Consider the following 13,096-nt stretch of genomic DNA (forward strand, 5'->3'; position numbering starts at 1 on the left):
TTTATGAAATACAAAAAGGGCTTCTCTCCTGAAAAAGGACGAGAAACCCGTGGTGCCACCTTTATTAGCTAAATGTATTAGCTCACTTTACAGATATCTTTGCTTTCCATGAAGCAACAAATATCTGTCTCTTGTAACGATGAGACTTTCGCCAAGGCCTACTACTTTAAACGGTTCGGTTTGGAGGCTCCGAAGTCCATTCCCTAATACTTCCACACTGATTTGCACCAACCATCAGCTCTCTATAGTTTCTGTAAAAGGTACTACTCTTCATCAATGCCGTAGTCTTTAATTGCTTATTATCATATAAGATATATATATAAAAGTCAATGTTAATAACAGAAATTTTTTAAAAGTTAAATTAAATATTTTTCACTAACAGTTTTTCTATTTTTTGTCTCCACACATATGCCAATTCATTTACTTCTAATAAGTCTTTTAAACCGGCTTTATTTTTCTTATCATGAAGGAAGATCTGATTGGCGTATAGGATAGATACTTTATCTTGGGTTCTTTCTATCAATTCGAGCTTCCCGTCAGCCTGTACCGTTCCTTCCTGCAGTACTTTAAAGAAATAACCAGTATAGTTGGTCTCAACAATTCTTTTTAAAAATACGTCTATATCATTAAATTTTGAAATGGTAGAGCAAGGAACACGACCTTGTGTAACTTGAACAACTGCATTACCTAGCGAATATACATCACCTATGTAAACATCCTTTTCAAGCATACCTGATACACAAAGGTTTTCTCCTAAAGCTGGTAGGGAAAGCTTTACATTAAACTCCTTTTCCCATTGCTTATAATGTTCAAAAGAGTAGACACATACCGCTCGCTCTGGCCCCCCATGGTGTTCTAAATTCGCTACACCATCACCAACAAATCCATTCTTTGTTAACTCGGCTATAGATACCTTTCCTTTTCCAATTCCTGAGCTTTCGTTTTTCCCTTTCCACAAAAATGATTTCGGCTTACCAACACTTAGCGCAATTATCTCTCCCATCTTGTCACCCCATACCTTCACATGATGATACATATTTTAGCCTACAATGTTTGGAAAATCCATTTTTATGTAATATTAAAAAGACTCATGAGTTTGGATGCTTAGATCCATATTATAGGTATGCGAGTAATCACTAATTTGGTGAATAGGTCCCTTTCTTATAAAAAATGAATGAAGGCGGGTCGAAATGTCGAATTCTTACAAATCTAGAAACGGGAAAAAATATAAGGAAAACAAAAAGAAAGGTGATGGTAAACACCATAATCAAAGGTGGGCGGTGCTTTCCTTATCATCTATTCCTCTTGTGATGACACTTGGTAACTCGATGCTAATACCGGTACTTCCCGTTATGGAAAAGAAAATTAATATTTCTCCCTTCCAAACAAGTATGATTATTACGGTTTATTCAATTGTTGCGATCTTATTGATCCCAATTGCCGGTTATGTTTCTGACCATATTGGGAGAAAAAAAGTGATAGTCCCAAGTCTATTCATTGCAGGAATTGGAGGTCTTATTTCTGGATGGGCTTCTTGGAAAATCGCTGATCCTTACTGGATTATTTTAACCGGAAGGGCTTTACAAGGTGTTGGTGCAGCAGGTGCCTTCCCAATAGTTATGCCCTTGATCGGAGATATGTTTAAAAGCGAAGAAGACGTTAGCAGCTCTCTTGGAGTGATTGAGACATCAAACACTTTGGGAAAAGTATTAAGTCCAATTCTTGGTGCTTTTTTAGCAAGTTATTTCTGGCATCTACCATTCTGGGCTATCCCTGCGTTTTGTATCATATCTATCATTTTAACTCTCTTTCTCGTTCAAAATCCTAAGAAGAGAACAGAACCAATTCCATTTAAGAAGTTTTTCCAAAACGTAAAGAAAATCTTTATTAAAGATGGCCTTTGGCTCTACACTGTATTTATTGTTGGAGTTATTCTCATGTTTGTTTTATTTGGAATCCTATTTTACCTCTCAGATATATTGGAGAAACAGTATAACATTAAAGATGTGAAGAAAGGATTGTTTTTAACAATTCCACTCGGAGCACTATGCCTTGCTTCATATATAACAGGTAAAATGATTAAGGAAAATAAAGTTTTGATGAAATGGATTACGTTTGTTGGAATCGTTTTACTATCGATTAGTACAGCAACTCTAAGCTTTTCAGATCATTTATGGTTTATGATATCTATGTTTACCATTGGTGGCATTGGAATAGGCGTGGGACTTCCTTGTTTAGATGCGTTCATAACTGAAGGAATCGAGATGGAGGAGAGAGGCACCATTTCCTCCATCTACAGCTCGATGAGGTTTATTGGTGTAGCAGCGGGTCCACCTATCATGGCGATTCTACAAAAACATCTCCAAGCCTCCCTATTTTATATACTAGCTTGCATAAGTGCTGTTGGTTTACTTGTAATCTTATTTGGTATAAAACCCGAGAAAAAAAGTGCTTAAAAAAAGTCGTACTGCTAGCAGTACGACTTTACTTTTAAATTTTTCAAGTGATATCCACTGACCTTGACGTTGTTTTATTCTTGAACAGGTTTCTTTACTAGACCTAGTATAACTCCTGATACAATCGCTCCAGCAACGATAGCGATTAAATACATAAACCATCCACCCTCAACTAATGGAACTACGAATAATCCACCGTGTGGTGCGCGTAATCCAATTCCAAACATCATTGTTAATGCACCAGCAACCGCTGAACCAGCCATCAGTGAAGGAATGACACGAAGCGGATCAGCCGCCGCAAAAGGAATAGCTCCTTCTGTAATAAAAGATAATCCCATAATATAGTTAACTTTTCCTGCTTCTCTATCTTGCTTTGTGAACTTTTTACCAAAGAAAGTAGTAGCAATCGCAATTCCCAGCGGAGGAACCATACCTGCTGCCATTACTGCAGCCATTGGCTCATAAACTCCATTTGCTAACAACCCAGTTCCAAATACGTACGCAGCTTTGTTAATCGGTCCACCCATATCAAATGCCATCATTAAACCAAGTACTAATCCCAGTAATACGGCATTTCCTGTACCTAAACCTGATAACCAATTAGTAATTCCTGTATTAAGCGCTCCAACTGGACCATTTACAATATAGATCATTGCAAAACCTGTAATAGCAATACCTAGTAAAGGATATAAAAGAATCGTTTTAATACCTTCAAGTGATGATGGTAAACTAGTTAGCACCTTTTTCAAACCAACAACAATATAACCTGCTAAGAAACCTGCAATAATTCCACCTAGGAACCCTGCACCACCACTATTAGCTAATAATCCTCCAACTGCACCAGCTGCAAAGCCAGGACGGTCAGCGATACTCATGGCAATAAACGCTGCTAAAATAGGAACGATAAAACCAAATGCACCACTACCACCACCGATTGTCATTAATGCTTCTGCAATAGGGTGATACGAAGGATCTTCTGGATTAAAAGCGTTGTAACCAAACATGAAAGAGATAGCTATTAAAATTCCTCCACCTACAACAAATGGAAGCATATTAGACACACCACTCATTAGATGTTTATAAATGGTAGCACCTACACCTTGACCTTTTTGCTCAGAAGAAGAAGATGCATTTCCACTACCCTTTAAGATTGGGGCATCTTGTTTTAAAGCTCTTTCAATAAGTTCCTTCGGTTTACGAATTCCGTCTGCTACTTTTGTTTCAATAACATGCTTACCATTAAAACGATCGGTTTCAACATTTGTATCGGCTGCAACAATGACAGCAACTGCTCTTTCAATTTCAGCAGGTGTTAAGACATTCTTTGCTCCGCCAGAACCTCTTGTTTCAACTTTAATGTCTACACCTAGTTCAGCGGCCTTAGCCTTTAGAGAATCCGCAGCCATATACGTATGAGCAATTCCAGTTGGACAAGCAGTGACTGCAACGATAAATTTCTTTTCCCCAGACATCGTTTCCTCGTCCCCTTCCTCTTCCTCTACCTGGTCATACTGATCGATAATGTTCAAAACATCTCTTTCTGTATTTGCGTTTAATAACGCTTCTCTTACTTCACTTTTCATTAAGATGGATGAAAGTCTTGCGAGCGCTTCCAAATGTGTATTATTCGCCCCTTCTGGAGCTGCAATCATAAAGAATAAATGGGCCGGTTGACCATCCAGTGAATCGTAGTCAATTCCATTTACCGACTTACCAAATGCAATTGAAGCTGTTTTAACTGCCTTCGTTTTTGCATGAGGAATGGCGATTCCTTCTCCAATTCCTGTGGTACTTTGCTCTTCACGCTTTAAAATACCCGCCTTAAATTCCTTTGCATCCTCTAGCTTTCCAGCGCGATCTAATACAGCAACGAGCTGATCAATCGCTTCAGGCTTTGTTGAGCCTGAAAGGTTTAGATGAATGGTTTCTTTTGTTAAAATTTCGGTAATTTTCATCTCTATTTCTCCTTAGAACTTTGTAATGTTAACATTTGTATATAGTGTTTCTATCTTTTCTTTCGTTGCTAACCCAATTGAAAAGGCAGTTGCACTTCCAGATGCAACACTGTAACGAAACGCTTCATCAATTTCTTTTGTTTCTTCATATCTCGCTAAAAATCCAGCCACCATTGAATCTCCAGCTCCAACTGAACTTTTCACTTCCCCTTTTGGTACATTTGAAAGGAAGGCAACTTCAGAATTTACTAACACGGCTCCTTCTCCTGCCAAGGATACAATGACGTTTTCTGCTCCCATTTCAACAAGCTTACGAGCATAAGGCACTACTTGTTCTGCAGTGGTAAAACTAGTATCAAATAATTCACCAAGTTCGTGGTGATTTGGCTTTATAAGAAAAGGTTTATATGGTAGAACTTTCTTTAATAATTCTCCTTCAGCATCAACAACAAACTTTGTTTGATTTAGATTACATATAGACACCAGTTTCTCATACGTACTTGACTCCATACTTGATGGAATGCTCCCTGCTAATACTAATGTATCTTCTGAAGTTAATTGTGATATCTGATCCTGAAGCTTTTTAAAATCTGCTTCTGTAATGTTTGGTCCCTTTGCATTAACTTCTGTTTCGCTAGTAGATTTTAACTTCACATTAATTCTCGTATCTTCATGAACTTCTACAAATTTTGTTTCAATGTTTTCCATTTGTAAATAATTCTTGATATATAATCCTGTAAATCCACCAACAAAACCCAAAGCCTTACTAGGAACACCCATTCTTTTAAGTAATCTTGAAACATTTATTCCTTTTCCACCAGGAAATTTCGACTCATTCTTTGTACGATTCAGATCTCCTAGTGTTAAATCCTCTACCTCGACTATGTAATCAAGAGAAGGATTAAGTGTTACGGTGTAAATCATTCTTTCACAACCTTTATTGTCGTTTTGCTCATGTATTGATCTTGGAACTCGCTGTTCAAGTCATCTGTAATGATTGACGCTTCATGTAAGTCAGCAATCTTAGCGAATGCTATTTCTGAAAACTTCGATTCATCACTTAACACAAAAACTTCTCTTGAGAGAGAAATTGCTGATTGCTTTATCATTGCTTCTTCTTGATCAGGTGTTGTGTACCCGAACTGAGTATGGATTCCATTTACTCCCATAAAACATTTATCAAAACGGTATAGTTCTAAACTCGTTAGTGCTCCTCGACCAATAATGGCATTCGTCTTAGGTTTTGCATAACCACCGATTAGATACATTGGGATGTTTCTATCTAGTAAAGGCTTTACATGCATAAGTCCATTGGTCACGACCACGATGTTTGTTGGTAAGTAAGGAATCATTTCCAAAACTGTTGATCCTGCATCAAGAAAAATACAATCTCCTTCTTCCACTAAGCTAGAGGCATACTTGGCAATTCTCTTCTTTGGTTGAAGGTTTTTGGTCGCTTTTTCGACCATGCTCGGTTCTTGTAGCTTACCCTGTAATCGAGCGGCACCACCATGTATCCTTTTTAAGAACTTATCATCTTCTAGTTGTGTTAAGTCCCTTCTAATCGTTGACTCTGATGAACTTGTTAAATCAACAAGGTCTTGTATTTTCACAACACCTTTTTCTTTTAATTGCTGCAAAATCAACCGATGGCGCTCTGGTGTTAACAATGTATCACCCCATTAAAACGCTTTCTTTTTTTAATTCTTGAATCAAGTGTACTGCAACCCCTTTAGAAAATCAATCACTTTCTATCAAGATCTTTCTTAAATTATCAAAAACTATCAAAAATTCGACAAAATTCACCTTTTTCCTATGAGAGTATGAAAAGATTCACTTAAAAACATTCACATGATTTACTATCTGTTTGGGGAAAGTAGTAAATGAATTAGATAAGGAGGCGATAATAATGGATTCTAGAAGAGTAAAGCAAATTTTATCATCATCAGCGGATATTCACGTGGAGTATAACGGTGCTTCAGTGTGGATCGACGAGCTTCATGAAGATGGAAAGACAGCAACTGTTCATTTGAGGGGCCCATTGGAAGAAAGATCAACGGTAGATATTTCAGAACTCGAAGAAGTATAATAAAAAACAACCAAAAGGACTTCCAATTATGAAGCTTTTTGGTTGTTTTATTTTAAGGATTTAATTTTAATTTGGTCAAAAAAAGCATCCATACAATATGTGGACACTTCTGTTTATTTCCCTTCAGGCTGAGCTTGATTGCGCTTATCTTGGACCTTTTCATACCATAAATGCGCATGAGAGAACATTGTAAATAATAGAAAGAAATTCATTGACCATACACTTACAAAAGGTGCAATACCTCCAATTTCAATTGAGTGCCAACCTTTTAACTTCATGACTAAAAATAACTCAATGAATACGAGAAAAAAACCACCAATTCCAGCAATAATTGTTCGAAGCATATGATACCTCCACGATCTATACTGAATTTTACAATAATTATAACAAACTGTCACAAAAAGTTCAAATTTAAAAGGTTGGGCATAATTCTATGCCCAACCAGATTTCTTAACGGTTTCTACCTGTCATATTTCCATTATTTCCACCAAGGCCATTACGATCATTATTGTTATCATCATCATTAAGATCTAGATCCAAGTCGTTGTCATCGTTATCATTGTCAAAGATATCGTTATTTCGACCATTTCGATCATTATCAAAAATACCGTTATCATCGTTATTAAAGATCCCATTACCACGGTTACCCGTGCTCCAATATAAGGTATTCAACTTTTTGAGATATCGGGCAAAATAAAAAAGCCACCACGGTGACTTTAATGCTAATTTTTTAGCTTATAGAACATTGCAATAAAGCCGTGTGGTTCTTCTCTCACCTTATAAGGAAACAATCCTTGATTCGTATGTAAATATAGAATTCCTAACTCTTCTGTCAATTTTCTAAAAGAAATATCATGAACATTGGAAAGTGAAAAAGTAGAAGCACTTGTAGTAATCTTATCTTTAAACATTTTTATTAATTGCTCTTGATGTAATACTACCTGTGTACCATCTACAATTTTTCTAGTTACAGTAAAATATCGCTGAGTCATAATCACAAGGAATGTTCTCCTTTTTTGTTTCTAATTATTACATTTGTGTTTTCATTTACCCATTGAAAAGGTAAAATAGTACACATATTTTATCTTATTGGAGGATTTACCATGTTGAACATTCGCGAAGCACAAATTAATGATTTACCTATCCTTTTATCAATATATAATGAGGCAATCGTAAATACAACCGCCACCTTTGATCTAGAACCAGAATCATTAGAAAAGAGAAAAATTTGGTTTGCCAAATACGGTGATAAATATCCATTAATTGTTTCTGAATGGAATGGTGAAGTGGTTGGTTATGGGAGCTTAAGTTCGTTCCGTGAAAAAGCGGCATTCAATTCAACCACTGAATTATCAATTTACATTTCTTCAGCGGCGAGAGGCTTAGGGATTGGCACAGCATTAATGTCTGAGTTAATTAAAAGAGCAAAAGAACAAGGATTCCATACAATGATCGGTGGGATAACAGCCGGAAACGAAGGAAGTATAGCCTTACATAAGAAGTTTGGATTTACATTAGCAGGACATTTTAAAGAGGTTGGGTATAAATTTGATGCTTGGCAGGATGTACTTTTCTATCAACTCATCCTTCCAACAGAGTAGAAGAAAAACTTTGAGAAAGGCTAGGATTAGCCTTTCTCTTTCATATTAGTATGACTTACTTGGATTGTTTAACACTTCGATGATTTTCGTTGATTGCTTCATTTCACTATGACATAAGGGGCAGCTTGGGCTTTCGGTGCTTTTAAAATTGTCACGAATCCAACACTTACAGCTTTCTGATGAGCAGATCCACACCTTTGTTTCTTCTTTCACAACTTCTTCTTGATTTTTTCTTCCGAATCCCATATTTCCCCTCCTAAAGTAGCTAAATAATAAAAAATCCAGCTATTATAAAAAAGAAGACCAATCTATCACCCTTTTTATAATAATTGGATTTTCTATTCCGCTTTTTATCCATTAATAATATTATACCACTGTTGTGAAAATTTGTATAGAAAACATTTTCCCAATAAATACTACGAAAGTGCATATACTAACATTACATTGTATACGAAAGGAGACTACCAATGGATTATAGAAAGCAGAATAACTTCCAGGTTCCTTATAAAAAACAAACAACTAGTTACGGAATTGAAGAGGAGATGAGTCTTCAATCTATTCAATTTGCCACAACTCTTAATACTTACTTAAATGAACGAATTGATTCAGAATACCAAGAGAACGACTAACCCTTGTTCCCTTTAACATAATTATGTTAAAGGGAATTTTAATCTGAATTCACATTAATTTTTTTGTCGTACAAGCAATCCTTCATGAATACAATGTGTACGAGCAGTTGTATTTGATTGGAGGGAAATTGCTTTGGGTGTATTTTTCAGTTATGTGCTACTAGGTTTATCACTTGCTGCTCCAATTGGTCCCATTAATGCTGCACAAATGGATAAAAGCATTAAACATGGCTTTTTGAACGCGTGGGTGTTAGGCCTAGGGTCTGTGATAGCAGACATTATTTATATGCTACTAGTTTTTTTAGGATTTTCTCAGTTCATTGAAATTCCTATTGTAAAAATGTTTTTATGGTTATTTGGATTTTTTGTATTGGTCTACACTGGTGTGGAAGGGTTAATAGGTGCTGGAAAAATTGTCCTTAGCAATGGAAATAGGGATGCTTCTTTATCTAAATCTTTCTTCACTGGATTTTTCATGTCTATTTCTAATCCTCTAACTATTTTATTTTGGTTAGGTATATATGGGTCAGTATTAGCAAAAACCACAACCATGTATGAACATACAGAGCTATTATACTTTAGCAGTGCCATCATTTTAGGACTTGTCATATGGGACGTGTGTATGGCAGCAGTTGCAAGCAGCTTTAGGAAATTACTTACAACAAAATTGCTAACAATAATCACGATTATTTCTTCTATATCCTTAATTGGTTTCGGCTTATATTTCGGGTTTGAAGCGGTTAAAATCTTTATGAACTAAAATAAATGCCCCTAAAAATTAGGGGCTTATTGCCGTTTACGATAGTGTCGATGGCTTTTTATCTTACCATTGTGTGTGTTTATTTTTTTCTTTTTAGCTCGGCCTTTGACAAAATGAGAGATGATGTCAGCCAAAACTATAATAAGCACTATTAAAAGACTGACAAACAATCCAGGTCGAGAAGAAGCATGTAATAACGTACCTGAAATAGCTAAAAGGATAAGTCCCAGCCCAATAAATCTCTTAATATGGTCCCAGCGAGAAAAAGTAATGAGACGAGGAGCGGAAAATAAAACCAGGATCCAATTGTATAAAAGCATTAATCCGGCTGCTGTTGTAATATATTCATAAATGGAGTCCGGCATCAACCGCGCAGTGACGATGGAGGCAACCAAACCTGATATGGTGACCAGTAAAGCTATTGGTGGTACTTTTAATTTCCCTTGCTTCGCTAATAATTTTGGAGCATCATGGTCGTCTGCCATTGTTACTAACATCGTAGTTATAGCGAATAACGATGCTGACATGGTGGAGAATCCTGCAATGATAAGAGCCCCATTAAACACATGTGGAACAAACCCTAAGTTGGCATATTCGTGAAGAGCACTAACAAAGGGACTTTTTTTATCGGAATGTTCTTGCCATGGTATCATTGTGACAGCTAGAAATATTGATATAAGGTAAATGGTTGTTAAGACGATGAGCATGATTTTCCCTGCTTTAGGGGCATCATCTTTGTTTTTCAAACGCGTGGCCATAATCCCCATAATTTCTATTCCGCCAAAAGCGTAAAATCCAAAAATTAGTGCAGACCATAAACCTTTTAATCCATTTGGCAATATTTCATTTTTGGCATTAGGGAAATGATCAAATCCCTTCTGACCGTCAATCACTCCAGTTAAAGCAAGAATTGCTATAATTATAAACATTAAAATAGCGGAAATCTTTATCACACCGAGGAGATTTTCTATCTTCTCGAACCCTTTATTACCTAGAAGAACAACAATAATACCTAGAGCAGCAAAAAAAGCGGAAAAGACCCATAAAGGGAAATTTGGAAACCAAAATTTAGCAAAGATCGAAAGAGCTGTAAGCTGACTTCCAGTTATCAGCATTTCTGACATCCAATATACCCATCCACTTGTAAATCCAGCCCATGGACCAAATGCCTTTTTCGCATATGCCCGAAATGATCCTTTTTGAGGGTCCTGAGCGGACATTCGTCCGAGAGAGTCATAAACAATATAAGTTCCTGTCCCTGCTATTAAAAAAGCCAATAGGACAGCTGGACCAGCCATTTGAATTCCGATACTTGAACCTAAAAAGAAGCCAGTTCCGATAATACACCCGACTCCAATTAAGGCTAACGCATACCAGGAAAGTCCCTCTTCGTTTCCTTTTGTCTTTTTATCCACATAATTCTCCCCTTTAATTACCTATTGTTCGATGAACAGGAAAGAGTTATGTATCTATAGAACAAAATGTTTTTATGTATGATTAAAGAGGTAGATTTCCTGTATAAACAGGCAAATAAATAAGAAAGCGGGTTCCTAAAGGACTGCTTTGAACATTCATCGTTCCATGATAGTTTTCAATGATTTTCTTTGAGACAGAGAGACCTAATCCAGTTCCCTCATCCTTTGTTGTGAAGAAAGGATCAAATACATGTTGGAGTAGGTTAGGCTCAATCCCAAGACCATTATCAACGAATTCAATGAATATTTTTGATCCTATCAATTCGGTTGAAATCATGATTTCCATTGTACTATCATCCTTGGCTTGCAAGGAATTTCTATATAAATTAGAGAAAACTTGGAATAACTCTTCTCGATCACCTACAAAGAAACTACCTGCAGATTCCTCACTAATTTTATATGTAATATTCACATTATGAAGCAGAGCATCACTGTTAAGAAAATGACCAAGGTAATCGATAAAGAAATCTTTCACCTCCAAAATTTCTCTCTTAACCGTACCAGGCTTCGAAATACGCAGAAAGTCGGTTATTATTTTGTTTGCGCGATCAATCTCTGGAATAAGAAGTGACTGAAACATCTCCGCAGTCTCCTCATCCACTCTCCCCTGTAACAATTGTAAAAAACCTCTTACAGTCGTTAAAGGATTTCGAATTTCATGAGCGATTCCCGCTGCTATTCTACTTGCTAAAGTTTGTTTTTCTGCTTCCTTAATATGATTTAAGAATCGAAATACACCAACGACGCGTTCAATCTTTCCTTCATAGTTCTTAATTAGTCTTGTATTAATAATGCCGTAATTTTTATCTAATATTTCTTGATTAATAATTGGCATACCCGTTCGTAACGTCTCAAGCATTTTGATTTGTTCATCCGGAATCTGGAGTAGTTCTCGTAAATGCTTGCCAACTACATTTTCACGATCAACATGTAAATCGATTGCGGCCTGAGCATTGCAAAGAGTGACTATTCCTTCTGAATTAATAAATACAATATGATGCGGTACTACATCTAATATTTCATTTAGAAATATCTCAATTTCTTCAAAAGGAACCCTATGAGTAGAGGTGATCTTTAGCTCTCTATTATTTGCTGTTGAATTTTTTATTAAATTTACGTTTTCATCCTTAGTAAGCTTCATTCTTAATTCCGGGTCACTATATGTAAAAGAAAAAGGCAGTAAAGACACAAACCTTTTGTAAAAAGACAATTCTTGCTTTAATTGTTCCATTTCTTTTATGTTATGATTAATTATCAAATGAAACTCTCCTAGCATGTAATGTTCTTCCTATTATTATACGCTTAGTACCTACTTATGAAAACTGCTTTTCCATCCAACAAAATAAGGGTATACTAATACAAGTTACAATCAGGAGGTAAAAGATGAAATTCACAGAATATACAGTTGAAAAAGTTGAAGACCCATTCAACATACTAACAGGAAATCGATATGAATTCTTGATCGATTTTACTGTGGAAGAAGAGGATGAATTGTACCGAGAACAGGGGCTTAAGTTAAAGGTCCTATATATTGTTGACGACAATGGTCCACGTGTTTCACATTATCACATACTAGAATCAGACACAGAAAAGGTGCTGGAATTTGACTTAGAAGATGAAGAGATAAAACTGCTTCAATCATTTTGTAAAGAGCATTACCTAGAAGCTGAAGAGGAGTAAAAAGAGCAATCGCTCTCTTTACTCCTCTTCTACTTTTTTACCATCTTCAACAATATGATACATTAAATGCGCTAAATGGTGAATGGGCCCATACTCTTCTTCAGCGTCTTCCCCCTCACCATTCTCTTCGTTGTACTCTAAATCATTTAAATGAAGTGCTGCAAACTGATAAAAATCCTTAAGTTCGAACGCATAGCAACCACTAGGCTCTTCACTTTCTTCTTCATAGTAAAGAACCAGATATGATTCTTTCCCTTCTTTATCAACTGCATCAAAATAAACAAAAAAACCGATATTTGTATCTAATTCAAATAAATGACGCGTGCCACCTTCTGTTGCCAGGTGAAAATCTTCTTCATTCAGTTTATTAACTACCATCTTATCCACTTGATCTTCTTTATGGAAATTTACTGTGAATGATTTCATTTTAAACCTCCTATTTGTTTCAGAC

Annotated in this window: 17 protein-coding genes and 1 other annotated feature; of the genes, 6 read left to right on the forward strand and 11 right to left on the reverse strand. The window is 36.2% G+C overall.

Features of this window, described 5'->3' with window-relative positions:
- Nucleotides 1-31: 31 nt before the first annotated feature.
- Nucleotides 32-286 (reverse strand) — a binding site (T-box leader).
- A 75-nt stretch (nt 287-361) separates the two neighbouring features.
- Nucleotides 362-1,003 carry an MOSC domain-containing protein gene (locus tag MKX65_RS14590; protein ID WP_160549222.1) on the reverse strand — a complete coding sequence of 214 codons (642 nt, stop codon included), beginning with the start codon at nt 1,001-1,003 and terminating at the stop codon, nt 362-364.
- A 187-nt stretch (nt 1,004-1,190) separates the two neighbouring features.
- On the opposite strand from MKX65_RS14590, the gene MKX65_RS14595 reads away from it, so the two are divergent.
- On the forward strand, nt 1,191-2,456 hold the full coding sequence (locus MKX65_RS14595; RefSeq protein WP_340904205.1) for an MFS transporter: 1,266 nt from the start codon (nt 1,191-1,193) through the stop codon (nt 2,454-2,456).
- A 74-nt stretch (nt 2,457-2,530) separates the two neighbouring features.
- Here the strand turns inward: MKX65_RS14595 and MKX65_RS14600 are convergent, their stop codons facing one another.
- The 3 genes from MKX65_RS14600 to MKX65_RS14610 are packed head-to-tail and all read right to left on the reverse strand — an operon-like array spanning nt 2,531 to nt 6,081.
- Complete coding sequence (locus MKX65_RS14600) at nt 2,531-4,411, reverse strand: PTS fructose transporter subunit IIABC (RefSeq protein WP_340904206.1); 1,881 nt, start codon at nt 4,409-4,411, stop codon at nt 2,531-2,533.
- A gap of 12 nt (nt 4,412-4,423) precedes the next feature.
- Nucleotides 4,424-5,335: a 1-phosphofructokinase gene (gene pfkB / locus MKX65_RS14605; RefSeq protein ID WP_340904207.1), complete on the reverse strand. Its 912-nt coding sequence runs from the start codon at nt 5,333-5,335 to the stop codon at nt 4,424-4,426.
- Nucleotides 5,332-6,081 carry a DeoR/GlpR family DNA-binding transcription regulator gene (locus MKX65_RS14610; RefSeq protein WP_340904209.1) on the reverse strand — a complete coding sequence of 250 codons (750 nt, stop codon included), beginning with the start codon at nt 6,079-6,081 and terminating at the stop codon, nt 5,332-5,334. The genes pfkB and MKX65_RS14610 overlap by 4 nt, the downstream gene beginning before the upstream one ends.
- A gap of 239 nt (nt 6,082-6,320) precedes the next feature.
- On the opposite strand from MKX65_RS14610, the gene MKX65_RS14615 reads away from it, so the two are divergent.
- Entirely contained in the window at nt 6,321-6,500 is a 180-nt protein-coding gene (locus MKX65_RS14615) for an H-type small acid-soluble spore protein (RefSeq protein ID WP_119708775.1), read from the forward strand.
- 113 nt (nt 6,501-6,613) lie between these two features.
- Here MKX65_RS14615 and MKX65_RS14620 read toward each other — a convergent pair whose 3' ends face one another.
- The 3 genes from MKX65_RS14620 to MKX65_RS14630 form a co-directional block, all read right to left on the reverse strand.
- Nucleotides 6,614-6,844 carry a hypothetical protein gene (locus MKX65_RS14620; RefSeq protein ID WP_340904213.1) on the reverse strand — a complete coding sequence of 77 codons (231 nt, stop codon included), beginning with the start codon at nt 6,842-6,844 and terminating at the stop codon, nt 6,614-6,616.
- A 106-nt stretch (nt 6,845-6,950) separates the two neighbouring features.
- The gene (locus MKX65_RS14625) at nt 6,951-7,172 is read right to left on the reverse strand and encodes a hypothetical protein (protein WP_340904215.1); all 222 of its coding nucleotides are present in this window, start codon (nt 7,170-7,172) and stop codon (nt 6,951-6,953) included.
- 50 nt (nt 7,173-7,222) lie between these two features.
- A complete protein-coding gene (locus MKX65_RS14630) occupies nt 7,223-7,498 on the reverse strand; it encodes a hypothetical protein (protein ID WP_340904217.1) in 276 nt (91 codons plus the stop codon).
- A gap of 105 nt (nt 7,499-7,603) precedes the next feature.
- Here MKX65_RS14630 and MKX65_RS14635 point away from each other — a divergent pair, with 105 nt between their 5' ends.
- On the forward strand, nt 7,604-8,101 hold the full coding sequence (locus MKX65_RS14635; protein WP_340904218.1) for a GNAT family N-acetyltransferase: 498 nt from the start codon (nt 7,604-7,606) through the stop codon (nt 8,099-8,101).
- A 45-nt stretch (nt 8,102-8,146) separates the two neighbouring features.
- Here the strand turns inward: MKX65_RS14635 and MKX65_RS14640 are convergent, their stop codons facing one another.
- Nucleotides 8,147-8,347, reverse strand: a complete 201-nt coding sequence (locus MKX65_RS14640; protein WP_160549211.1) for a cold-shock protein — start codon at nt 8,345-8,347, stop codon at nt 8,147-8,149.
- 221 nt (nt 8,348-8,568) lie between these two features.
- On the opposite strand from MKX65_RS14640, the gene MKX65_RS14645 reads away from it, so the two are divergent.
- Together MKX65_RS14645 and MKX65_RS14650 are read left to right on the forward strand one after the other, a co-directional pair.
- Nucleotides 8,569-8,730, forward strand: a complete 162-nt coding sequence (locus tag MKX65_RS14645) for a hypothetical protein (RefSeq protein ID WP_340904219.1) — start codon at nt 8,569-8,571, stop codon at nt 8,728-8,730.
- A 133-nt stretch (nt 8,731-8,863) separates the two neighbouring features.
- Nucleotides 8,864-9,490 carry a LysE family transporter gene (locus MKX65_RS14650; RefSeq protein WP_340904221.1) on the forward strand — a complete coding sequence of 209 codons (627 nt, stop codon included), beginning with the start codon at nt 8,864-8,866 and terminating at the stop codon, nt 9,488-9,490.
- A gap of 26 nt (nt 9,491-9,516) precedes the next feature.
- Here the strand turns inward: MKX65_RS14650 and MKX65_RS14655 are convergent, their stop codons facing one another.
- Nucleotides 9,517-10,905, reverse strand: coding sequence for an amino acid permease (locus MKX65_RS14655; protein WP_340904223.1), 1,389 nt, complete (start codon nt 10,903-10,905; stop codon nt 9,517-9,519).
- 82 nt (nt 10,906-10,987) lie between these two features.
- Nucleotides 10,988-12,223, reverse strand: a complete 1,236-nt coding sequence (locus MKX65_RS14660) for a two-component system sensor histidine kinase NtrB (protein WP_340904225.1) — start codon at nt 12,221-12,223, stop codon at nt 10,988-10,990.
- 125 nt (nt 12,224-12,348) lie between these two features.
- On the opposite strand from MKX65_RS14660, the gene MKX65_RS14665 reads away from it, so the two are divergent.
- Nucleotides 12,349-12,645, forward strand: coding sequence for a DUF6509 family protein (locus MKX65_RS14665; protein WP_160549207.1), 297 nt, complete (start codon nt 12,349-12,351; stop codon nt 12,643-12,645).
- Between the two features lie 18 nt (nt 12,646-12,663).
- Here the strand turns inward: MKX65_RS14665 and MKX65_RS14670 are convergent, their stop codons facing one another.
- Entirely contained in the window at nt 12,664-13,071 is a 408-nt protein-coding gene (locus tag MKX65_RS14670; RefSeq protein ID WP_340904227.1) for a cytosolic protein, read from the reverse strand.
- Between the last annotated feature and the right edge of the window lie 25 nt (nt 13,072-13,096).

It is taken from the genome of Robertmurraya sp. FSL R5-0851 (assembly GCF_038002965.1).
In the GTDB taxonomy this organism is placed as follows: Bacteria; Bacillota; Bacilli; order Bacillales; family Cytobacillaceae; genus Robertmurraya_A; species Robertmurraya_A beringensis.